A 22,609-nucleotide genomic window follows, 5' to 3' on the forward strand; every position below is an offset into this window, starting at 1 on the left:
GGCGGAATTTTTAGGCATTGTCATGATCCAACGCCCGCGCAGGTCCATTGATTGATCAGTGGCCGCTGCACCACAGAATGCAGAAAACCAGGAGCTCTCCATGTTCACCACGCGTCGTTTGATTATTGTCGCTACTGCCGTGGCCGTGCTGTCCGGCTGCGCCTCGCCTAATCCGTATGACAATCAGGGTCAGGCCGACGGTGGCTCGCAAGGCATGAGCAAAACCGCCAAATACGGTGGCCTTGGTGCACTGGCCGGCGCACTCGCCGGTGCCGCCATCGGTCACGACAACCGTGGCAAGGGCGCCTTGATCGGCGCTGCTGTCGTCGGTGCCTCCGCAGCAGGCTACGGCTACTACGCCGACCAGCAGGAAAAGAAACTGCGCGCGAGCATGGCCAACACTGGCGTTGAAGTGCAGCGGCAGGGCGATCAGATCAAGCTGATCATGCCGGGCAACATCACCTTCGCCACCGATTCGGCGAACATTGCCCCGAGTTTCTACCAGCCGTTGAACAACCTGGCCAACTCGCTGAAGGAGTTCAACCAGAACCAGATCGAAATCGTCGGTTACACCGACAGCACCGGCAGCCGCCAGCACAACATGGACCTGTCACAACGTCGTGCGCAGAGCGTGGCGACCTACCTGACCTCGCAAGGTGTCAGCGGTGCCAACCTGTCGGCCCGTGGCGCCGGCCCGGATAACCCGATTGCCAGCAACGGCGACGTCAACGGCCGCGCGCAGAACCGCCGCGTTGAAGTCAACCTGAAAGCGATTCCGGGTCAGCAGTATGGTGGTCAGCAGCAACAGCCGGGTACGGTGCAGCAGTATCCATAAGCGATTGCCTGAATGAAGAAATGCCCGATCCTGTGATCGGGCATTTTTTTGTTTCATCGGTGCCGCCCCTTTCGGGAGCAGGCTCGCTCCCGCATTTGAAATGCATTCCCCCTGTGGGAGCGAGCCTGCTCGCGAAGAGGCCGACGAGCGCAGCGAAGATTGCAGATACAAAAAAGCCCCCAGACACATCACTGTCCGGGGGCTTTTTGTTCGCAGCGAAGACTGCTTACTTCTTCAAACCATAATGTTCATCGAGCATGCCAGGGGAATTTGGCGATTTCGGTGCATAGTCACGCGGTGGCTCCTGATCGCGCGGTGGCGTCAGGCGTTCACGTGGTGCCTGCGCTGCGTCGGCGTGCAGGGCGGCGATCAGGCGCTGGCGGGTCTGCTCGTCCAGGGCCAGGCGATTGGCGCCCTCGGCGAGGTGGTCCTGCACTTCCTGATAGCTCTGGGTCAGTTTCTTGACCAGCATCGCGGTGCTGTTGAAGTGGGTGACCACTTCGTTCTGATAACTGTCGAAACGCTCCTGGATATCATCCAGTTGACGCTGCGTGCGGCTCGGTGCGGCGTTCGGCGCAACGCGCGCGATCAGGAATCCAATGGCGACACCCACAACCAGGGCAAGAGTCGGTAACAACCAAACTAAGAGCGAGTGTTCCACGAGTCCTTCCTCTATAAACGGCTTTGCTTTACGTTAACGGCTCGAACCTGCGCTGTATACCGCGATTCACTCGCAATAGATTGGCACAGACAATTTGCTAGACGAGTCGACCCGATTCGAGGTCACGGAGTTCCTCCCTTGCTGATGCGTGAAACCCCTGTATTGATTGACGGCCCGGTGGGTCAATTGGAAAGCCTTTACCTGGATAACGAGCAGCCGCGCGGCATCGCGCTGATCTGCCATCCGAACCCGGTGCAGGGCGGCACCATGCTCAACAAGGTCGTCTCGACCCTGCAGCGCACTGCGCGCGACGCAGGCCTGATCACCTTGCGTTTCAACTATCGCGGCGTCGGCGCCAGCCAGGGCACGCATGACATGGGCACCGGTGAAGTCGACGACGCCCTGGCCGCCGCCACATGGCTGCGGGAAAAACACCCGGATCTGCCGCTGACCCTGTTCGGTTTCTCCTTCGGCGGATTTGTTGCAGCAAGTCTCGGCGGCCGTCTCGAAGCCCAGGGCGTGCAGCTTGAGCACCTGTTCATGGTTGCCCCGGCGGTGATGCGTCTGGGCGAGGAGGATCAACTGCCGCAGCACGGCGGGTTGACCGTGATCCAGCCGGAAACCGATGAAGTCATCGATCCGCAACTGGTCTACCAGTGGTCGGAACAACTCCAGCGCCCCCATGAGCTGCTGAAAGTGGCAGAATGCGGACACTTTTTTCACGGCAAGCTGACCGATCTCAAGGATCTGCTGCTGCCGCGTCTCTCGAATTGATTGCAGTCTGACAAGCGATTACCCATGACCAACCGTACCCGCATTCTCACCGGCATCACCACCACTGGCACGCCGCACCTGGGCAACTACGCTGGGGCCATTCGCCCGGCAATCCTCGCCAGCCGCGACAGCCAGGCAGATTCGTTCTATTTTCTGGCCGATTACCACGCCCTGATCAAATGCGATGACCCGCTGCGCATCCAGCGCTCGCGTCTGGAAATCGCCGCGACCTGGCTGGCCGGTGGCCTCGATGTCGACCGCGTGACGTTCTACCGCCAGTCCGACATCCCGGAAATCCCCGAGCTGACCTGGCTGCTGACTTGCGTCGCTGCCAAGGGCCTGCTCAACCGCGCGCACGCCTACAAGGCCTCGGTGGACAAGAACGTTGAGACGGGTGAAGACCCGGATGCCGGCATCACCATGGGCCTCTACAGCTATCCTGTGCTGATGGCGGCGGACATCCTGATGTTCAACGCGCACAAGGTGCCGGTCGGTCGCGATCAGATTCAGCACGTGGAAATGGCCCGCGATATCGGTCAGCGTTTCAACCATCTGTTCGGCCAGGGCAAAGAGTTCTTCACCATGCCCGAAGCGCTGATCGAAGAAAGCGTGGCGACGTTGCCGGGCCTCGACGGTCGCAAGATGTCGAAGAGCTACGACAACACCATTCCGTTGTTCAGCAGCGCGAAAGAAATGAAGGACGCGATCTCGCGGATCGTCACCGACTCCAAGGCCCCGGGCGAAGCGAAAGATCCGGACAACTCGCACCTGTTCACTCTGTTCCAGGCCTTCGCCACTCCGGCGCAGGCTGACGAGTTCCGCAGCGAACTGCTCGGTGGTTTGGGCTGGGGTGAGGCGAAGAATCGCCTGTTCCAGTTGCTCGACAATGAGCTGGGCGAGGCGCGCGAGAAGTATCACCAGTTGATCGAGCGTCCTGCGGATCTGGAAGACATTCTGCAGATTGGTGCGAAGAAGGCCCGCGCCGTGGCCACGCCGTTCCTCAATGAATTGCGCGAAGCCGTTGGCCTGCGTTCTTTCGTCAATCAGGTTCAGGTCGCCGCGACCACCAAAAAGAAAGCCGCGAAAGCCGCACGTTTCGTCAGCTTCCGCGAGGACGACGGCAGCTTCCGTTTCCGTCTGCTGGCGGCCGATGGCGAGCAATTGCTGTTGTCGCGCAACTTCGCCGACGGCAAGACTGCCGGCCAGGTGACCAAACAGTTGCAGTCCGGCGAGTCGCTGGATGTGCGTACTGATGACCTGAGCTTCAGCGTCTGGCTGGCCGGTGAGTGCGTGGGCGACAGCCCGGCGTTTGCCAACATCGGTGCGCGGGACGCCGCCATCGAGGCGTTGCGCGTCGCACTGACTCCAGCTCAAGACTGATCGGCGGCACGACCCGACCAAGGGCCGATTGCCATTCCCACAGGCCGTCGCTACAGTGACGGCCCGTTTTTGTTGCCTTGCTAACGAATTATGACGCCCCTAGAACGATATCAAGCTGATCTGAAACGCCCGGACTTCTTCCATGACGCCGCGCAGGAAACTGCTGTGCGTCACTTGCAGCGTCTGTACGACGACTTGATCGCCGCTGACCAGAACAAGCCGGGTTTGCTCGGCAAGCTGTTTGGCAAAAAGGATCAGGCACCGGTCAAGGGCCTGTATTTCTGGGGCGGCGTCGGTCGCGGCAAGACTTACCTGGTCGACACCTTCTTCGAAGCGTTGCCGTTCAAGGAAAAGACCCGCACGCACTTCCACCGCTTCATGAAGCGTGTGCACGAAGAAATGAAGACCCTGGGCGGCGAGAAAAACCCGCTGACCATTATCGCCAAGCGCTTCGCGGCCGAGTCGCGGGTGATCTGCTTCGATGAATTCTTCGTCTCCGACATCACCGACGCGATGATCCTCGGCACGCTGATGGAAGAGTTGTTCAAGAACGGCGTGACCCTGGTCGCGACGTCGAACATCGTGCCGGACGGCCTGTACAAGGATGGCCTGCAACGTGCGCGCTTCCTCCCCGCCATCGCGCTGATCAAGCAGAACACCGAGATCGTCAACGTCGACAGCGGCGTCGATTATCGTCTGCGTCACCTCGAGCAAGCCGAGCTGTTCCACTATCCGCTCGACGAAGCCGCGCACGAAAGCCTGCGCAAGAGCTTCAAGGCACTGACGCCGGAGTGCACGGCAGCGGTGGAAAACGATGTGCTGATCATCGAGAACCGCGAAATCCGTGCCCTGCGCACCTGCGACGACGTGGCCTGGTTCGACTTCCGCGAACTGTGCGACGGCCCGCGCAGCCAGAACGACTACATCGAACTGGGCAAGATCTTCCACGCCGTGCTGCTCAGCGGCGTCGAGCAGATGAGCGTCACCACCGACGACATCGCCCGTCGCTTCATCAACATGGTCGACGAATTCTACGATCGCAACGTCAAACTGATCATTTCTGCTGAAGTCGAGTTGAAGGATCTGTACACCGGCGGACGCCTGACCTTCGAGTTCCAGCGCACGCTGAGCCGACTGCTGGAGATGCAATCCCACGAGTTTCTGTCGCGGGCGCACAAGCCTTAAGCGGAGTCTCGGCGACAAAAAAGGGCCTGCGATTGCAGGCCTTTTTTTTATGGGGCCAGTTCAGCGAGGCAGGTTGCCAACGTTGATTGCTGTTGGCAGCCAACCAGAAGCCAGAGCAGAATTCTTGCTTTGCGCGGGCATAGGAACCCAGCCATCACGGCACCTTTACGCGTCATATCGATTTCACTGCCGACGAAGCCATAGGTCACTTGCGCCGTCGCGCCACAACCGGTGCGGGTGGCGATGATCACCGGAATATGTCGGGCAATGCCTTCGATGACGTTGGCCCAGTCCGCTGAAACATGGCCGGCACCGAAGCCAGCGATCACTAGGCCGGCGTAACCTAGCTCCACAACCTTCTCTAGCAGCAGACTGTCTGCACCGAGCGAAGCTTCCAGCAAAGCAATATTCTGGCGGGTGTCTCGGGGCATCGGCAAAACATGGCGCGCAACCGGCGCATGGAAGTAGCGCGGAGCGCCTTCCACTATCAAGCCAGCAGGGCCGGTCAAGGGCGAGGCGAAGGCGTGCATGGCCATTGAATCGACTTTGCGCACGCTACTGGCGCGGTGAATCTCGCCGTTGATAACCACCTGTGCTCCGCGCCCATGACTGCATGCCGCCAACGCAACGCGACCAGCATCCAGCAGGTTTGCCGGGCCATCAGCCCCCGCTTGCATGGCAGAGCGCATGGCGCCAGTCAGCACCAATGGCTCGTCGTGCGCCCACAGGTAATCGAAGAAAGTGGCGGATTCCTCCAGAGTGTCCGTGCCCTGGATGATGATGACTGCGGCCACGCCTTGGCTGATCTGCGCGTTGGCCCAGTTCAATACGTCCAAGAGGTATTCGAAATCCAGCGAAGCGCTGGGTAACAGACCGAAAGTCTCGACGGTTGCTCGTGCGAGCATATTCAACTCCGGCACGGTGTTCAGCAACGCTTCGCCGGACACCGCCGGAACGACGCCTTGGCCGTTTTGCGTCGATTGCATGCTGACAGTGCCGCCGAGCGCGGCAACGGCCAGTTTTGGCAGTTCCATGTGATACCTCGCGAAGAAAGACCGACTGTACCGGGGACTATCCAGATGCCAGCCGGGGCAGGGGAAAGATCAGTGGCTGGCCAGCCATCCGACGATTGGCAGGATCAATAGCGTACTGAGAGCCATCGACAACACGTTACCGATAAAGCCATGCATGAAGCCTGGCAGCCGCTGCGCGAGGGCGCAGGCCAGTGGCGGGGCGATCAGGGCGCCGAGCAGCGCACTGGAGATGATCACTTGCCAAGCGCCGCCGAAGGTAAGGATCGCAGCCGGAACAACGGACACCAGCGGCACATAAGTCGGATACCAACCGCGCTCCATCCACTGCCTGCGCCAGATCACCACGCCCAGTGCCGAGGTCAGCGCCTGACCGGCCAGCAATTGCGGCAGCAGACCAGTGCCGTAGACCGGGCTCATCGGGTTGAGTGTAAATGCGAGCAACGCACCGACAATCAGTCCCAGACTGGCCCACTCATTGCCGAAGAAAGGTGCCTCGGAGAAATCCGCCAAGACCCGGCGCATGCTCCATACCACGCCATAATCCGGCGCCTTGCCGGACACGGTCATGCTGACTTCCTCGGCAGCCGGCTCGGGCTCCGCTGGTCTCACCAAGCTTGGCACGTAGCGACAAAGCACGAAGGCGCCGATGCTGGCGATGGCCATGCCCGAAACATTGCCAATCACCACGGGCAGACCGAGTGGGTTGCATACGTAATTGACCATCAGCAGACACAGAGGTGTCACGAACAGGGCGCCCATGATGGCTCCGTTGATCGCGACCTTCCAGCCTGCACCGAACATCAATACCATTGCGGCAGGCAACGACACGAATGCCGCGAAGGTGGGCTGCCAACTGGTCGCGGTGACGGTCCAGCCCCACAGCAAATTGCTCAGCACCAGACCCAGTAGTGAGCTTGTCACCAGCCACGGCCAGAGCCCGCTGCCGTAACAGATCGTGAAGCCTTGCCAGGCTTTTCCCGTTCGATTAGCCCAATAGCCCAGATATGCACCGGCCAGAAGGCCAATCGAGGCAAACTCGTGTTTATAAAACGCCACCTCGCTGATATCTCCAAGCACCCAACGCAGCCAGGCAGCAGCGTCGGGGAAACTCGAAACCATATGGCTGTAGTCCGGCCAGCGCGCCGACCACAACGAATGATGGGTGAGCGATAGCCAGCCAATCAAAACCGTCGCACCCAGAATCAGGCCGATAATGGTGCTGTCCATCGCGGTCCTGGCCACGATTGTTTTGCGTTGCTTTGCGTGAATGTCCATAGCCCGGCCTCCGGTCAACGCGGCAGGCACGGATGCTGGGTGTAACCGAGCATTCGATCGTAGACATCACAGCGCCGATCACGGTGCAAATCGTTCAGGTCGTTCCAGATTGGCGCACTGCGCGAGCTGGTCAGGTCGATATCGGCGTAGAGGATTTCCTGCTGGTCGGCGGACGCCACGCGGCCAATCGGCCAGCCGTTAGTGCCAGCAATCAAAGAGCATCCAAGGTAACGAGCGCCACGCTCTTCGCCGATTCGACTTGCCGCCGCGATGAACACGTTGTTGACGTGCGCTGCGGTCATGGTCAGGTACGAAGCCATGCACTTGCCGGCGTCATCGAACAAGGGCGGTGGTGTCCAGACCCAGTTGTTCAGGCTGCAGATAATGTCCGCGCCCTGCTGGCTGAGGATTCTCGGGACTTCGGGAAACCAGATGTCCCAGCAGATCAGCAGACCGATACGACCGATCGGCGTTTCGAACACCGGGAAACCGCTATCGCCGGCAGAGAACCAGAGCTTCTCCAGATTCCACAGGTGCGCCTTGCGGTATTTGCCGATGAAACCGTCAGGTCCCAACAACACGGCTGTGTTGTACAACCGTGCGCCTTCGCGCTCGGTCAGCCCTGCCACCAGATACACCTGATGCTGGCGGGCAAAATCCTCCCATCGGCTCACGCTCGGCCCATCCGGAACCGATTCGGCGTGATCGAACGCGTCCTGTCGAGTGCGAAAGAAATAACCGGTGTTTGTCAGCTCGGGCAAAACGATGAGGTTGGCACCACCATTGACCGCCTGCAGTGCCAACTCCAGGCTATTACTCAGATTCGCTGCACGATTTTGCGTACCGACCTGCGGATCACATTGCACAACCGCAACACGAACAGGGCTTGTTGACTCAATCATTTTTCATGATCCCTTATTGTTGTTTTCACGCCATCGGGGGGCGGGGAACATAAGAGTCGAGTCAGCACTGGAAGGTAAGTCGGCGCTTTCCGGTTAAGTTGTAGTACGCCTCCTAGGACGATTAAACACATATCGACGATGCACGTTCAGGACGCTGAATTGCGTGACTGAAAACTTCATGGTCCGGCCTGGTAGTGTGGATAGTCGGTTATCTGGAAGCCGCCATTGAACTGCGCCGAGGTTTTTTCGCAAATATGAATCACCGCATCGATGGCACCGCGAAAGCAGGGCTCGGTCCAGCCGGCATCCACTGAAAACGACTCGCCAGAAAGATACAGCCCGGAAACACTGGAATAGTCGCGGTTGTATTTCATCAGGCTTACAGCGTCGTAGTAGGCGCCGGGGCGGTAAAGTTTGGCGCACCCCAGTGAGTTCTTATCGGTGATCCAGCGCTGTACGACGGCCTGATTGAGGCCAATGAAAGGCGAGATGCGCTGCCCGATATTGCTGCAGTTCATCAGGATTCGATCAAGTTCTTCGGCACATTTGGCGACCAGCTCCTTGTCGCTGAAACAGCAGAGTTTGGTAGCGTCATCTTCCCAGGTGTAACTGAGAAGAATGCAGTCGTAGTTGTAGTGATCGTTATAGCGGTAGGTATAAACATCGTGGATAAAACTGTCCGTGACGATCGCTTGGGGGATGGCGGTATTGCCGGACAGGAAGGATTTCTTCAGCGGCGCGAACACTTTGCAGCTGGTTTCCCAATGTGCAGTCTTGTACGCATTGATCGTTTCGAACGGCAGCATTTGTGCAGTGAAGTTTTCAAGCCTGATTCGTGTTTCGATCAACCACGAAGGCAGCGTCATGATCACGGAGTCATAATCGCTGAAATGTTCCTGGGCCTGATGGGGGCGACTTTGCTTCCAGTTGTAGTAGACACGGGTTTTACCGCTGTCGAGCTTTTTCAGCCGAGTGACGGCGCTATCAGTCAGCAAACCTTCGCGGTATTGCAGGCTGTGTTCGTGGAAAGACATCGCTGTTTCATCAGGTTTGATGAACATAAGGCTTTCACTCAGCGCCGCGAGACCGAGGTAGCGCGGGCCTTCAAACTGCAGGCCGGTTGAATCGAAAACCGCATTGCTGCGGATATGCGGTGAGTCAGGCAGAGGATCGCCTTGTTCATCTACCCGACCCAGCACCAGTTGCAAGTGACTGCTGAACCCGAATATGGCAGTGCGCAGCGGGTACAGTGCACAGACGTCATAAAATGCGCCCCAGCTGCCGTCACCGATGCCGATGGCATAAAAAATGGCCGATTCCTCTGGCGACATTCCCATCCCGCCAAAATCGCCCGGCGCGTCTTTTTCCCAGCGTTGCAGCACCGGCATGCTCACCAGATCACGGAAGGAAATGGCGTGATACCTGGCGACAATAGCTGCCCACATGGACTCCCATTCCTCGCTCGCATAACTGTCGCAAACGTGCCGGGTCATGCGGTCGGCGAACGCTCTCCATTTTGCATACACCGCTTGCAGCTCCTCGCCGGGAGGGCGGGTCTGACCGTCGGCGTTTTTCCAGATAAGCATTTGCGGCGTAGCCTGCTCTGACAGGCTGCCCTCGCGCAGATAGATGCCGGTTGATTTGACCCATTGGCTGCCGGGATTGGCAAAGTCTGAAAGGGCCAGGTCGAATATCGTCGCGTAGTAGGCCATCAGCGAACGACCTTCCTTCGGCGATTCTCCTTCGCGATTGAACAAAGGCATACGCATCGCACCCATTTCGAACGGGGTATGGCTGGCCTTGGATTGAGGACTGCCGGGAACGGTCAGGTGCCTGCCGCCGATTCGCGAGGACTGTTCGATCAGCGTGATCTGGGTGAAGCCGCAGCGCAGCAATTCTCTCGCTGCCGTCAGGCCTGTGATGCCTGCGCCGATGATGCAGATTCGATGGCTCGAATCAGTCGCTCGGGCGATTCCGCCTGGCTGCTCCAGTAACGCGCGGTAGTCAAAACACAGGTCCGGCGGATTGGGGAAACGGGCTTTCCAGTTGTCCTGTGGCGAACGTTTTTTGCGTTTTTCAAGGCCAGGAGCCTGTGAGGGATAGTTGTAGCTGGAGCCGATGGTCACTGTTGATCTTCCCTGATGCGATGTGCTTGGGAAGTAGTCTGGTCGGCGCAGGCACGTCCGAACAGTCGTAAAACACAGCCAGACGCTGTTCTGTTTTCGTTCATTTGTGTCGGACGAATCACAACTTACAAGTCGGTCCCCGTGGAAGGACTACACCCACAGGGACGTCAGTCTGGCGGAAGTTTACGCAGCCTGCTGAAACTGTTGCCGATACTGGTTAGGCGACAGTTCGGTGTGCTGGCGGAACAGTCGCGCGAAGAAGCTCGCATCGTCGTAACCGACCTCATAACTGATGGTCTTGATGCTCTTGCGCGTGCCCGAAAGCAAGCCCTTGGCCGTCTCGATGCGCAGGCGCTGCAAGTAGTGCAGCGGTTTGTCGCCGGTGGCGGTCTGGAAGCGGCGCATGAAGTTGCGGATGCTCATGCCGTGCTCGCGGGCGACGTCTTCGAAGCGGAACTTGTCGGCGAAATGCTCTTCGAGCCACTGCTGGATCTGCAAGATGATCACGTCCTGATGCAGCTTCTGCCCACCGAAACCGATACGTCCCGGCGAATAGCTGCGCTGCACTTCGTAGAGGATGTCGCGGGCCACGGCTTGCGCCACGTTCGCGCCGCAGAAGCGTTCGATCAGATAGATATAGAGATCGCAGGCCGAGGTAGTACCGCCGGCGCAGTAGAGATTGTCGGCGTCGGTCAGGTGCTTGTCCTGATTCAGATAGACCTTGGGGAAACGTTCGGCGAAGGCATTGAAGAAGCGCCAGTAGGTGGTCGCTTCCTTGCCGTTGAGCAGCCCGGCTTCGGCGAGCCAGAACACCCCGGTAGCTTCGCCGCACAACACCGCACCGCGCGCATGCTGTTCGCGCAGCCATGGCAGGATCTGCGGGTAACGGCCGCACAGGGTATCGAAGTCGTCCCAGAACGCCGGGAGGATGATCACATCGGCGTTTTCCAGGCCACCGTCGACCGGCATGACCACGTCGCTGAAGCTTTTCACCGGTTTGCCATCCGGGCTGACCAGGCGCGTTTCAAACGCCGGTGTCAGGCCGTGGCCCAGTTGTTTGCCGTAACGCAGGCTGGCCACATGGAAAAAATCCTTGGCCTGCATGAGGGTGTAAGCGAAAACCCGGTCGATGGCCAGGATGCTGACGCGCCGCAAGGGCGGGGAGACGTGCTTAGACATAATTCAACTTTTGTTTTGTTTTTATAAGGGAAAGTGGTCACCAGACGGCTGGATCGTCTTATTTTTTGTCGGATGTGTCCAGTGTCCCGTAGCGGAAGCGGGGCTTAGTCTCTGAGAGCCGAATCCCTCCAACAACAAAGAAAGGTGCCGCATGATCCCTAGAACCCTGTTCAGCCCCGAACACGAATTGTTCCGCGACAGCGTGCGAACTTTCCTCGAAAAAGAGGCCGTGCCGTATCACGCGCAGTGGGAGAAGCAGGGGCACATCGATCGCGCACTGTGGAACAAGGCGGGGGAGGCGGGGATGCTTTGTTCGCATCTGCCGGAGGAGTACGGTGGGCTGGGCGCGGATTTCCTCTACAGCACCGTGGTGATTGAAGAAGTCGGGCGCCTGGGACTCACCGGCATCGGCTTTTCCCTGCACTCGGATATCGTCGCGCCGTACATCCTGCATTACGGCAGCGAAGCGCTGAAGCACAAGTACCTGCCGAAACTGGTCTCGGGCGAAATGGTCACGGCGATTGCCATGACCGAGCCAGGGGCGGGTTCCGACCTGCAAGGGGTGAAAACCACGGCGGTGCTCGACGGTGACGAATATGTGATCAACGGCTCGAAAACCTTTATCACCAACGGCTTTCTGGCTGATCTGGTCATCGTGGTGGCCAAGACCGACCCGAAGGCCGGGGCCAAGGGCACCAGCCTGTTTCTGGTGGAGGCGAATACGCCGGGCTTCGAGAAGGGCAAGCGCTTGGAGAAGGTCGGCATGAAGGCGCAGGACACCTCGGAACTGTTCTTCCAGGACGTGCGCGTGCCGAAGGAGAACCTTCTCGGCCAGGCGGGGGCCGGGTTTGCCTATCTGATGCAGGAGTTACCGCAAGAGCGCCTGACCGTGGCGATTGGCGGCCTGGCCTCGGCTGAAGCGGCGTTGCAATGGACGCTGGATTACACCCGTGATCGCAAGGCGTTCGGCAAGTCGATTGCCGATTTCCAGAACACCCGCTTCAAACTGGCCGAGATGGCTACCGAGATCCAGATCGGCCGGGTTTTTGTCGACCGCTGCCTGGAGTTGCATCTGCAAGGCAAACTCGATGTGCCGACGGCGGCGATGGCCAAATATTGGGGCACCGACCTGCAATGCAAAGTGCTCGACGAATGCGTGCAACTGCACGGCGGCTGCGGCTTCATGTGGGAATACCCGGTGGCCCGGGCGTGGGCGGATGCGCGGGTGCAGCGGATTTATGCCGGCACCAATGAAATCATGAAAGAGATTATTGCGCGGTCGCTTTGATGATCGTTCCTACGCTCTGCGTGGGAATGCCGCCGGGGACGCTCCGCGTTCCGCTGTTGAGGTAATCCGACTGGCCTCTTCGCGAGCAGGCTCGCTCCCACAGGTACAGTGTTCCACTGTGGGAGCGAGCCTGTTCGCGAAGCTTTTGGCGGTCAGTTACGGCGCCGGATTCGGATGATCCTTGTGAATCGCCTCGATCCCGGCCAACACTTCATCGGACAGTTTCAGATCAAAACTGGCAATGTTGCTGTCCAGTTGCTCAAGCGTCGTCGCGCCAATGATGTTGCTGGTGACGAACGGTTGCTGGGTCACGAAGGCCAGGGCCATTTGTGCCGGGTCCAGACCGTGTTCACGGGCCAGGGCTACGTAACGGCTGCACGCCGCTTCGGATTGCGGGTTGAAATAGCGGCTGAAGCGGCTGTAGAGGCTCAGGCGTCCTTTCGCTGGACGGGCGCCACCCTCGTACTTGCCGGAGAGGAAACCGAACGCCAGCGGCGAATAGGCGAGCAGGCCGCACTGTTCGCGGATGGCGATCTCGGCCAAGCCGACTTCGAAGCTGCGGTTGAGCAGGTTGTACGGGTTCTGGATCGACACTGCACGCGGCCAGCCACGGGCTTCGGCCAGAGCCAGAAAGCGCATGGTGCCCCACGGCGTCTCGTTGGACAGACCGATGTGGCGGATCTTGCCGGCCTTCACCTGCTCGTCGAGGGCTTCGAGGGTGTCTTCCAGCGGCGTCAGGTTGGCTTCGATCTTGTGCTTGTAGCCCAGCTGTCCGAAAAAGTTGGTGCTGCGTTCCGGCCAGTGCAGTTGGTACAGATCGATGTAATCGGTCTGCAGGCGCTTGAGACTGCCGTCCAGCGCCTCGGTGATGTGCTGGCGGTTGTGGCGCAGGTTCTTGTCGCGGATGTAGTCGATGGTGTTGCCGGGGCCGGCGATCTTGCTGGCGAGGATCCAGTCGGCACGGTCACCGCGACTCTTGAAGTAATTGCCGATGTAGCGCTCGGTGGTGGCGTAGGTTTCGGCTTTGGGCGGCACCGGATACATTTCGGCAGTGTCGAGGAAATTGATCCCGGCTTCCTTGGCCCTTTCGATCTGGGCGAAGGCTTCAGCTTCAGTGTTTTGCTCGCCCCAGGTCATGGTGCCGAGGCAGATTGCACTCACGTTCAGATCGGTACGGCCTAGCTGGCGATAGTCCATCGGGTGCTCCTTGGGCAAAACAATCATAAAAGCAGGTTGAAAAATTTTTCGCAATCTGCATAATTGCCGACCTCTTTCTGCAGTGGAAGTGATGCGCCGCCGCCGAAGAATCTTGCCGTTGAACGGACGCGCCGACCCGAGCCCCCGAAAGCGTCTGTATCCGGCTGCCTTTGACTTGTCAAAGTACGCACTATTCAGTAAGATCCGCCGTCTTATTTACAGGCGGCCCCTGAGGCTATAAAGAATGAAAACTTTTACTGCTAAACCGGAAACAGTAAAGCGCGACTGGTTTGTCGTCGACGCTGCTGGTCAGACCCTGGGTCGTCTGGCCACCGAAATCGCGAGCCGTCTGCGTGGCAAGCACAAGCCTGAGTACACTCCTCACGTTGACACCGGCGACTACATCGTCGTCATCAACGCCGAGCAGATCCGTGTTACCGGCGCTAAAACCACTGACAAAATGTACTACTCCCACTCCGGTTTCCCGGGCGGCATCAAGTCGATCAACTTTGAAAAGCTGATCGCCAAAGCCCCTGAGCGCGTGATCGAGACCGCGGTTAAAGGCATGCTGCCTAAAAACCCTCTGGGTCGCGACATGTACCGTAAGCTGAAAGTCTATGCGGGCGCTGCACACCCTCATACTGCTCAGCAGCCCCAAGAACTGAAGATTTAACGGAATAGTTCATTATGTCGGCGACTCAAAATTACGGCACTGGCCGTCGCAAGACCGCAACCGCACGCGTTTTCCTGCGTCCGGGTACTGGTAACATCTCCATCAACAACCGTTCGCTGGATAACTTCTTCGGCCGCGAAACTGCCCGCATGGTAGTTCGTCAGCCGCTGGAGCTGACCGAGACTGTCGAGAAGTTCGACATCTACGTCACCGTGATCGGCGGTGGTGTAAGTGGTCAGGCTGGCGCAATCCGCCACGGCATCACCCGCGCTCTGATGGACTACGACGAAACCCTGCGTAGCGCTCTGCGCAAAGCTGGCTTCGTTACCCGCGACGCCCGTGAAGTTGAACGTAAGAAAGTTGGTCTGCGTAAAGCGCGTAAGCGTCCGCAGTACTCGAAGCGTTAATTCCGCTTCCACGTTCAAAAAAGAACGCCCGCCTCCTCACGGAAGCGGGCGTTTTTTTATGCGTGCGATTTATCAAAGAATTGCGTTGTGACAACTTGCCACAGCCGTAGACCCCCTATACTCCAAGGCTTGAGGGGTTGAGCCCCAGGGAATTAACCTTGTCAGAATTGGGGGTTTTCATTACCATTCGGGCAAAATTTTTATAAGTAACATTTGATTTATTTAGTAGACGCCTGATTTAACAGGCCAAAAAAGCTGATGGGAGAGGACTGAATGAGCAATGACGGCGTGAATGCAGGCCGGCGTCGCTTCCTGGTGGCAGCCACATCCGTGGTGGGTGCTGCAGGAGCGGTGGGGGCTGCGGTCCCGTTCGTGGGGTCATGGTTTCCCAGTGCCAAGGCGAAAGCTGCCGGTGCACCGGTGAAAGTGAATGTCAGCAAAATCGAGCCAGGCCAGCAGATGATTGCTGAATGGCGCGGCCAGCCGGTGTTCATTGTCCGCCGTACCGAGGAAATCCTGGGGAATCTCAAGAAGATCGAGGGTCAGCTCTCCGATCCGACCTCCAAAAACTCCACGCAACCCACTTATGTCGACCCGGAAGTACGTTCGATCAAGCCGGAAATTCTCCTGCTGATCGGGATCTGTACGCACCTGGGTTGCTCACCGACCTTCCGTCCCGAAGTGGCACCTGCGGATCTGGGCAAGGACTGGGTAGGCGGCTATTTCTGCCCGTGCCACGGCTCCCACTACGATCTGGCTGGCCGCGTCTACAAGTCGCAACCTGCGCCTTTGAACCTGCCAGTTCCCCCGCATTCCTATGAGACCGATGACCTGATTGTCATTGGCGTCGATACGGAGAAAGCGTGATGAGCAAGTTCATGGATTGGGTTGATGCGCGCTTTCCCGCGACCAAAATGTGGGAAGACCATCTCAGCAAATATTACGCACCAAAAAACTTCAACTTCTTCTATTTCTTCGGCTCGCTGGCGCTCCTGGTGCTGGTCAACCAGATCGTTACTGGCGTCTGGCTGACGATGAGCTATACGCCGTCGGCAGAAGAGGCATTTGCTTCCGTCGAATACATCATGCGCGACGTCGAGTACGGTTCGATCCTGCGTCTGCTGCACTCGACCGGCGCTTCGGCGTTTTTCATCGTCGTCTATCTGCACATGTTCCGCGGCCTGCTCTACGGCTCGTACCAGAAACCGCGCGAGCTGGTCTGGGTGTTCGGCATGCTGATCTACCTGGCGCTGATGGCCGAAGCGTTCATGGGTTACCTGCTGCCGTGGGGCCAGATGTCGTACTGGGGCGCCCAGGTGATCATCTCGCTGTTCGGTGCGATTCCGCTGATCGGCGATGACCTGACCCAGTGGATTCGTGGTGACTATCTGATCTCAGGAATCACCCTGAACCGCTTCTTCGCCTTGCACGTTGTTGCGCTGCCGATCGTGATTCTCGGTCTGGTGGTGTTGCACATTCTGGCGCTGCACGAAGTGGGCTCGAACAACCCTGACGGCGTCGATATCAAGAAGCACAAAGACGAAAACGGCATCCCGCTGGACGGCATCGCGTTCCACCCGTACTACACGGTGAAGGACATTGTCGGCGTCGTGGTGTTCCTGTTCATCTTCTGCTTCATTGTGTTCTTCTTCCCGGAAATGGGCGGCTACTTCCTCGAAAAACCAAACTTCGAGCCGGCTAACCCGTTCAAGACGCCTGAGCATATTGCCCCGGTCTGGTACTTCACTCCGTTCTACGCAATCCTGCGCGCGGTGCCGGATAAGCTCATGGGCGTTATCGCCATGGGTGCGGCGATTGCGGTGTTGTTCGTGCTGCCATGGCTGGATCGCAGCCCGGTGAGGTCGATGCGCTACAAGGGCTGGTTGAGCAAAATCTGGCTGGTGGTGTTCTGCATTTCCTTCGTGATTCTCGGCGTTCTCGGTGTTCTTGCGCCAACGCCGGGGCGCACGTTGCTGTCGCAGGTCTGCACCTTCCTGTATTTCGCGTACTTCATTCTGATGCCGTTCTACACCCGGCTCGAGAAGACCAAACCGGTTCCGGAAAGGGTGACTGGCTGATGAAAAAGTTATTTCTTGCTCTGATTTTTACTGCGCTGCCTTCCCTGGCTTTTGCTGCCGGGGGCCATGGTCCGGAACTGGAAAGTGTCGATATCGACGTCTCCGACAAAGCCGCCCTGCAGGATGGTGCGCGGACCTTTGCCAACTATTGCATGGGTTGTCACAGTGCCAAGTTCCAGCGTTACGAGCGCGTCGCCGATGACCTTGGCATCCCGCACGAGCTGATGCTGGAGAAGCTGGTATTCACCGGTGCCAAGATTGGCGACCACATGAACATCGGCATGCAGCCGGCCGACGCCAAGACCTGGTTCGGCGCGGCGCCGCCGGACCTGACTCTGGTAGCGCGGGTACGCGGCACCGACTGGCTGTACGGTTACCTGAAGTCGTTCTACGAAGACCCGGCGCGTCCATGGGGCGTGAACAACAAGGTCTTCCCGAACGTCGGCATGCCTAACGTGCTGGTCGGCCTGCAAGGTCGGCAGGTCGTCGGCTGCAAGCAGGTGCAGATCGTCGAGGACGGCAAGAAGCAATACGATCCGCTGACCGGCACGCCGCTGACTCATGAAGCGTGTGATCAGTTGACCATCGTGCCGAAGTCCGGTGCTCTGAACGAAGAGCAGTTCGATGAGAAGGTCAAGAATCTGGTAACCTTCCTGGCTTACTCGGCTAACCCGGTTAAGCTGCAACATCAGCGCATCGGTACTTATGTCTTGCTGTACCTGGCGTTCTTCTTTGTGTTCGCCTACCTGCTCAAGCGTGAATACTGGAAAGACGTGCACTGATACGCTTCAAGCATTGCTGTTAATCGCGCGCGCCCAAGGGCGCCTCCGCTAAAGCAGGGTCTGCTCAGTCAGACCCTGCGGGAGGTGCTCTCTGGGCGCGCGCGTTTTTCCGGTTCCGACAAATTCAACAAGCGAGGAGGATCGCCATGGGCGTGACCAATCGGTTGGCCTGTTACTCCGACCCCGCCGACCACTATTCCCACCGAGTGCGCATCGTGCTTGCAGAGAAGGGTGTCAGCGCCGAAATCATCTACGTGGAAGCGGGCCGCCAGCCGCCTAAACTGATTGAGGTGAACCCTTACGGCAGTCTGCCGACGCTGGTCGATCGTGACCTGGCGTTGTGGGAGTCGACCGTGGTGATGGAGTATCTGGATGAGCGTTACCCGCACCCGCCGCTGATGCCGGTTTATCCGGTGGCGCGGGCCAACAGTCGTCTGCTGATCCACAGGATTCAGCGTGACTGGTGCGGGCTGGTGGATCTGATTCTGGATCCCAAGAGCAAAGAGGCTGCACGGGTCGTGGCGCGCAAGGAACTGCGCGAAAGCCTGACCGGCGTTTCGCCGCTGTTCGCCGACAAACCGTTCTTCCTCAGTGAGGAACAAAGTCTGGTGGATTGCTGCCTATTACCCATACTCTGGCGTTTGCCGATTCTGGGTATTGAACTGCCGCGGCCGGCCAAGCCGCTGCTTGATTATATGGAGCGTCAGTTTGCGCGTGAGGCTTTCCAGGCAAGTCTGTCTGGTGTCGAACGCGATATGCGCTAAGGCTTAAGGAGCCGCTATGAACTCCAGTCGACCTTATCTGGTCCGCGCGCTCTACGAGTGGATTGTGGATAACGATTGCACCCCGCACATGCTGGTCAACTCCGAGTACCCGGCGGTGCAGGTGCCACAGGGTTTTGCCAGTGACGGCCAGATCGTCCTGAACATCTCGCCGAGTGCCGTGCGTCATCTGCACATGGATAACGACGTGGTGACGTTCGAAGGCCGCTTCGGCGGTGTTCCGCACAGTCTCTACGTGCCGATCAGCGCGATCCTGGGCATCTACGCCCGGGAGAACGGCCAGGGCATGGTGTTTGACCTCGAGTTGCCGATGGACGACGAGGAAGACATCGATCCGGATGACGACTCGCCGCCACCGGGCAGCGAGCCGCCACGTCCGAGTGGCCGGCCAAGCTTGAAGGTTGTGAAATAAAAAAAGGCGATCCGGATGGATCGCCTTTTTTATGTCTGCCTTGGTCGTGTAGGAGCTGCCGGAGGCTGCGATCTTTTGATTTTTAAAAGCAAGATCAAAAGATCGCAGCCTCGATGCACTCGTCAGCTCCTACACAGCTCCCGCGTAATCAGGTCAGTCGATGTATTCGAACAGCTTCACGATCTTCTGCACACCGGACACACCCTGAACCAGATTGGTTGCCTGAGTGGCTTCCTGTTTGGTCAGCAGACCCAGCAGATAGACGATGCCATTCTCGGTCACGACCTTGATACGCGAGCCGGGGATGCTGGGGTCGGTGAGCATCTGGGTCTTGATTTTGGTGGTCAGCCACGCGTCATTCTGGCGCGCGAGCAGGGAGGACGGTTGCAGCACTTGCAGTTCGTTATGCACCTTCTTCACGCGCTGGACATTGGCGGCGGCCTGTTCGGCTTTGGCCTTGAGGTCTTCGCGTGGCGTCTGGCCGGCGAGCAGGACCACGCCGTTGAAACTGGTGATGACGATGTGCGAGTCGTTGTCCAGGGCCGGATCGGCCTTGGCGATGTTCACGCCTGCTTTGGTCTCGATCAGCGAGTCGTCGATCTTGCTGCCGAAGGTGCGCGTGCCACGGTCGTCTTCGATCGGCGCTTCACGGCTGGCATTTACCACCGAGGTGCAGCCGCTGATGCCGAGGCACAGGGTCAAGGCCAGAAGGCCAAGGCGATTAGGGGTCATTCTTCACTCCCGAACAGTTGGCTGTCGATCAGATCGCAAAGGCAATGGATCGCCAGCAAGTGGACTTCCTGAATACGTGCAGTGACGTTGGCCGGTACGCGAATCTCGACGTCCTCGGGCAACAGCAGCGACGCCATGCCGCCGCCATCGCGTCCGGTCAAAGCTACGACAATCATTTCGCGATCATGTGCGGCCTGGATTGCTTGAATAATGTTCGCCGAGTTGCCGCTGGTCGAAATCGCCAGCAATACATCGCCCGGCTGGCCGAGCGCGCGGATCTGCTTGGAGAACACTTCGTTGTAGCTGTAATCGTTGGCGATCGAGGTGATCGTCGAAGTGTCGGTGGTCAGCGCAATCGCCGGCAGGCTCGGACGCTCGCGCTCGAAGCGGTTGAGCAGCTCCGAAGAAAAATGCTGGGCATCGCCGGCCGAACCACCGTTGCCGCACGAGAGCATTTTGCCTTCGTTGAGCAGGGCGTTGACCATGATCTGACTGGCTTGCTCGATGTGCGGTGCAAGTACGTCCATCGCCTGTTGCTTGGTGTCGATACTGGCCTGAAAAAGCTGGCGAATTCGGGATTGCATGTCCATCTGTGTGACCTTAAGTGGCGCGGCTGTTCGGCACGTGAATGTGCAGCCGGCAAAGCAAAGAGCAAAATGTGTGGGACGAAAACGGGGCTGGGTGCAGGCAATCAACTGTCGAAAGCATTCTGCAACCAGTTCAGCTGATTCGGGTGGCTGTCGATTGCCACCACATCGAAGCGGCAGGGGGAATTGGCCCAACGCGACTCGCGCTGAAGAAAATACTGTGCTGCAAAGATCAGTTTCTGCTGCTTGCGCTCGTCGATACTGGCGAGCGCGCCACCCCATTGAGTGTTTTTTCTGTAGCGAACTTCAACGAATACTACTGTATCGCCATCAAGCATGACCAGATCAAGCTCGCCGCGTTTGCATAACCAGTTCTGCGCCAGCAGGCGCAGCCCTTGTTGTTGCAGATGTTCGAGCGCCTGGCGCTCGGCATCCTTGCCGCTTTGCGAGCGTGACCTGTCGGGCATCAGCGCGGGGTGTCCGGCAGACGCTGCACCTGACCGCTGACGAACTGTGCCCACGGCAACTGGCGCACAACGCGCTGGGTCTGGGTCATGCCGAGGCTGCCCGACTGACCTTCGATGCGGCTGTCCGGCAGGGCCTTGAGTTGACCCAGGCGCGGTGCCAGGCGATAGGCATCGGCGCCCATGGCGTACAGGCGGCCGAGGCTGCCATTGGCTTGCGGCCACTGCGCGGCCACTTGCTGGCGCAGCGGATCGCTGGTTTCCAGCAGCCATGGGGTTTCGCAGAAGCGAATGCCGTTCATATCGTTGTACTGATTGACGTCGCCGCTGGCGCTGTAGACGTGGGAGGTCGCGTAGACCGGCACGTCACCGGCGTACTGGAAGTTCAGGGTCGGCTTGATCTGCTGGGCCTGTTGCGGCGTGGCGGCCAAGAAGATGAATTCGATGTCCTGACGACGCGAAGGCTGCGCGGCGACATTGGTGCCGGCAACATTCTGCAGGCTCTTGGCGCGGGCTTCGCTCTGGCGCAGCTGGAACATGTCGGCGATCTGCTGGGCCAGTTGCACCGGCTGATCGACACGCTCGGTGGCAACGATGCTGCCGCCATTGGCTTGCCAGTCCTGGCTGAAGGCACGCAGGACGCGATCGCCCCATTCGCCCTTCGGTACCATGATAGCGGCGCGGTGCAGGCCGTCGGCACGAGCGCGACGGGAAACTTCGCGAGCTTCGTCTTCAGCCGCCAGGCCGAACTGGAACAACTGCGCCGGGCCTTGCTCGCCTTCGCTGTAGTTCAGCGCCAGGGTGGTGATTGGCAGTTGCGGGCGAGTGCTCAGTTGCTTGACCAGTGGTTTTTCCAGCGGGCCGACTACCAGTTGCACGCCGTCAGCCTGAGCCTTGCGATAGAACTCGTCCATCGAAGTCAGCTTCGAGCTGTCGTAGAACTCGATGGCAGGTGGGTTCTGGCCGGCCTGTTGCGCCTGATAATGCGCGGCCATGAAGCCTTCACGCAGCGCTTTGCCGACCGACGCCAACTGGCCGTCCTGTGGCAGCAGCAGGGCGATTTTGCTCAGTGGCTGGCTGGCCAGTTCCTTGAGCTTGGTCAGCGGCAGCGGCAGGTTGATCGCCGCCGGGTGCTTTGGATTCTGCGCACGCCAGTTGTCGATCGCGGCTTGTTGCTGTTCCAGCGTGCCTGCGGTTTTCACCGCTTGCGCCAGAGCCATCCAACCGCCGAGATCGTCGGTGTTGTTCGGTTGCAATTGATCGGTTGGCAGCGAAGCGATCAGGGTCCAGATCGCTTCGTGGTTCTTGCTCGCCGCTTCGCCTTCCAGCATCGGTGCAATGAACACACGCTCACGGGCAGCGGCCAGCGTCTGGCCATCGGCTTCAAGGGCGCGGGCGTGAACAGTGCCAGTGCGCACTTGCTGCTCTTCCGGCATTTCGCTGAGCTTCTGGAAGCTCGGATGGCTCAGGGCGGTCAGCGCAGCTTTAGGCTGATTGCGCGTCATGGCCAGTTCGGCGGACAGCGTATTGGCGAAAATCTGCTGGCCTGGCTTGAGTTGCTCCACCGGCACTTGTTGCAGGATTTGCGCGGACTGGCCGGCATTGCCTTGGCGATAAGCCTGGTCTGCTGCGCTCAGGCGCAGCAGGGCGGCTTGTTCCGGGGTTTTAGCCTGGGCAGCCTGTTCGAGCAGTTGCTCGATGCTGGCGTCCGGAGTCCGTGGAAGTTCGCCAAGGCTGGAGGAAGGGGAGCTGGCACACGCGGCCAACAAGGCAGCGAGGCAGAGGGCAGTGAACAGCCGCAGGCAAGCGATCATGTAAGTGTTCCTGATACTCGATCAAATTAGCGTGGAATTGTA

Annotated in this window: 23 protein-coding genes; 12 read left to right on the forward strand and 11 right to left on the reverse strand. The window is 58.9% G+C overall.

Annotation, left to right across the window (positions count from 1 at the left end):
• Positions 1 to 100: 100 nt before the first annotated feature.
• Positions 101 to 835: an OmpA family protein gene (locus CKW30_RS19740; protein WP_041479972.1), complete on the forward strand. Its 735-nt coding sequence runs from the start codon at positions 101 to 103 to the stop codon at positions 833 to 835.
• Positions 836 to 1,061: 226 nt separating this feature from the next.
• On the opposite strand, the gene CKW30_RS19745 is transcribed toward CKW30_RS19740, so the two are convergent.
• Positions 1,062 to 1,496, reverse strand: coding sequence for a YhcB family protein (locus tag CKW30_RS19745; protein ID WP_016773251.1), 435 nt, complete (start codon positions 1,494 to 1,496; stop codon positions 1,062 to 1,064).
• Between the two features lie 144 nt (positions 1,497 to 1,640).
• Here CKW30_RS19745 and CKW30_RS19750 point away from each other — a divergent pair, with 144 nt between their 5' ends.
• From CKW30_RS19750 to zapE, 3 genes are all read left to right on the forward strand, one after another.
• Positions 1,641 to 2,270 carry an alpha/beta hydrolase gene (locus CKW30_RS19750; protein WP_095181804.1) on the forward strand — a complete coding sequence of 210 codons (630 nt, stop codon included), beginning with the start codon at positions 1,641 to 1,643 and terminating at the stop codon, positions 2,268 to 2,270.
• 24 nt (positions 2,271 to 2,294) lie between these two features.
• Complete coding sequence (locus CKW30_RS19755; RefSeq protein ID WP_095181673.1) at positions 2,295 to 3,650, forward strand: tryptophan--tRNA ligase; 1,356 nt, start codon at positions 2,295 to 2,297, stop codon at positions 3,648 to 3,650.
• Positions 3,651 to 3,740: 90 nt separating this feature from the next.
• Positions 3,741 to 4,835, forward strand: a complete 1,095-nt coding sequence (zapE, locus tag CKW30_RS19760) for a cell division protein ZapE (protein ID WP_016773254.1) — start codon at positions 3,741 to 3,743, stop codon at positions 4,833 to 4,835.
• Between the two features lie 47 nt (positions 4,836 to 4,882).
• Here zapE and CKW30_RS19765 read toward each other — a convergent pair whose 3' ends face one another.
• From CKW30_RS19765 to CKW30_RS19785, 5 genes are all read right to left on the reverse strand, one after another.
• Positions 4,883 to 5,869 carry an asparaginase gene (locus CKW30_RS19765; RefSeq protein WP_095181674.1) on the reverse strand — a complete coding sequence of 329 codons (987 nt, stop codon included), beginning with the start codon at positions 5,867 to 5,869 and terminating at the stop codon, positions 4,883 to 4,885.
• Between the two features lie 69 nt (positions 5,870 to 5,938).
• A complete protein-coding gene (locus CKW30_RS19770) occupies positions 5,939 to 7,096 on the reverse strand; it encodes a hypothetical protein (RefSeq protein ID WP_256584374.1) in 1,158 nt (385 codons plus the stop codon).
• A gap of 62 nt (positions 7,097 to 7,158) precedes the next feature.
• A complete protein-coding gene (locus tag CKW30_RS19775) occupies positions 7,159 to 8,046 on the reverse strand; it encodes a nitrilase family protein (protein ID WP_095181676.1) in 888 nt (295 codons plus the stop codon).
• A gap of 176 nt (positions 8,047 to 8,222) precedes the next feature.
• Positions 8,223 to 10,172, reverse strand: coding sequence for an FAD-dependent oxidoreductase (locus CKW30_RS19780; protein ID WP_095181677.1), 1,950 nt, complete (start codon positions 10,170 to 10,172; stop codon positions 8,223 to 8,225).
• A gap of 183 nt (positions 10,173 to 10,355) precedes the next feature.
• On the reverse strand, positions 10,356 to 11,252 hold the full coding sequence (locus CKW30_RS19785; protein WP_163012735.1) for a GlxA family transcriptional regulator: 897 nt from the start codon (positions 11,250 to 11,252) through the stop codon (positions 10,356 to 10,358).
• Positions 11,253 to 11,502: 250 nt separating this feature from the next.
• Between CKW30_RS19785 and CKW30_RS19790 the strand changes: the two genes are divergently transcribed.
• On the forward strand, positions 11,503 to 12,639 hold the full coding sequence (locus CKW30_RS19790) for an acyl-CoA dehydrogenase family protein (RefSeq protein WP_095181678.1): 1,137 nt from the start codon (positions 11,503 to 11,505) through the stop codon (positions 12,637 to 12,639).
• Between the two features lie 156 nt (positions 12,640 to 12,795).
• Here CKW30_RS19790 and CKW30_RS19795 read toward each other — a convergent pair whose 3' ends face one another.
• A complete protein-coding gene (locus CKW30_RS19795) occupies positions 12,796 to 13,836 on the reverse strand; it encodes an NADP(H)-dependent aldo-keto reductase (RefSeq protein ID WP_056790225.1) in 1,041 nt (346 codons plus the stop codon).
• Between the two features lie 244 nt (positions 13,837 to 14,080).
• On the opposite strand from CKW30_RS19795, the gene rplM reads away from it, so the two are divergent.
• From rplM to CKW30_RS19830, 7 genes are all read left to right on the forward strand, one after another.
• On the forward strand, positions 14,081 to 14,509 hold the full coding sequence (gene rplM / locus CKW30_RS19800) for a 50S ribosomal protein L13 (protein ID WP_003228062.1): 429 nt from the start codon (positions 14,081 to 14,083) through the stop codon (positions 14,507 to 14,509).
• Positions 14,510 to 14,523: 14 nt separating this feature from the next.
• Positions 14,524 to 14,916 carry a 30S ribosomal protein S9 gene (gene rpsI / locus CKW30_RS19805; protein ID WP_003228056.1) on the forward strand — a complete coding sequence of 131 codons (393 nt, stop codon included), beginning with the start codon at positions 14,524 to 14,526 and terminating at the stop codon, positions 14,914 to 14,916.
• A 273-nt stretch (positions 14,917 to 15,189) separates the two neighbouring features.
• Complete coding sequence (gene petA, locus CKW30_RS19810) at positions 15,190 to 15,783, forward strand: ubiquinol-cytochrome c reductase iron-sulfur subunit (protein WP_007917031.1); 594 nt, start codon at positions 15,190 to 15,192, stop codon at positions 15,781 to 15,783.
• Complete coding sequence (locus CKW30_RS19815; RefSeq protein ID WP_095181679.1) at positions 15,783 to 16,994, forward strand: cytochrome bc complex cytochrome b subunit; 1,212 nt, start codon at positions 15,783 to 15,785, stop codon at positions 16,992 to 16,994. The genes petA and CKW30_RS19815 overlap by 1 nt, the downstream gene beginning before the upstream one ends.
• Positions 16,994 to 17,776, forward strand: a complete 783-nt coding sequence (locus CKW30_RS19820) for a cytochrome c1 (protein WP_016773262.1) — start codon at positions 16,994 to 16,996, stop codon at positions 17,774 to 17,776. The genes CKW30_RS19815 and CKW30_RS19820 overlap by 1 nt, the downstream gene beginning before the upstream one ends.
• A 146-nt stretch (positions 17,777 to 17,922) precedes the next feature.
• Positions 17,923 to 18,540 (forward strand): glutathione S-transferase N-terminal domain-containing protein, encoded by a 618-nt coding sequence (locus tag CKW30_RS19825; protein ID WP_007961620.1) that lies wholly within the window; start codon positions 17,923 to 17,925, stop codon positions 18,538 to 18,540.
• A gap of 16 nt (positions 18,541 to 18,556) precedes the next feature.
• A complete protein-coding gene (locus CKW30_RS19830) occupies positions 18,557 to 18,970 on the forward strand; it encodes a ClpXP protease specificity-enhancing factor (protein WP_016773263.1) in 414 nt (137 codons plus the stop codon).
• 153 nt (positions 18,971 to 19,123) lie between these two features.
• Here CKW30_RS19830 and CKW30_RS19835 read toward each other — a convergent pair whose 3' ends face one another.
• The 4 genes from CKW30_RS19835 to CKW30_RS19850 form a co-directional block, all read right to left on the reverse strand.
• Positions 19,124 to 19,702 carry a BON domain-containing protein gene (locus CKW30_RS19835; RefSeq protein ID WP_095181680.1) on the reverse strand — a complete coding sequence of 193 codons (579 nt, stop codon included), beginning with the start codon at positions 19,700 to 19,702 and terminating at the stop codon, positions 19,124 to 19,126.
• A complete protein-coding gene (locus CKW30_RS19840; RefSeq protein ID WP_008082788.1) occupies positions 19,699 to 20,292 on the reverse strand; it encodes a phosphoheptose isomerase in 594 nt (197 codons plus the stop codon). The genes CKW30_RS19835 and CKW30_RS19840 overlap by 4 nt, the downstream gene beginning before the upstream one ends.
• Positions 20,293 to 20,393: 101 nt before the next feature.
• The gene (locus CKW30_RS19845) at positions 20,394 to 20,756 is read right to left on the reverse strand and encodes a YraN family protein (protein ID WP_016773265.1); all 363 of its coding nucleotides are present in this window, start codon (positions 20,754 to 20,756) and stop codon (positions 20,394 to 20,396) included.
• Positions 20,756 to 22,567, reverse strand: coding sequence for a penicillin-binding protein activator (locus CKW30_RS19850; RefSeq protein ID WP_095181681.1), 1,812 nt, complete (start codon positions 22,565 to 22,567; stop codon positions 20,756 to 20,758). Before CKW30_RS19850 ends, CKW30_RS19845 begins: the two co-directional genes overlap by 1 nt.
• Positions 22,568 to 22,609: the final 42 nt, after the last annotated feature.

It is taken from the genome of Pseudomonas sp. Irchel 3F6 (assembly GCF_900187595.1).
GTDB classification, from domain to species: Bacteria; Pseudomonadota; Gammaproteobacteria; order Pseudomonadales; family Pseudomonadaceae; genus Aquipseudomonas; species Aquipseudomonas siliginis.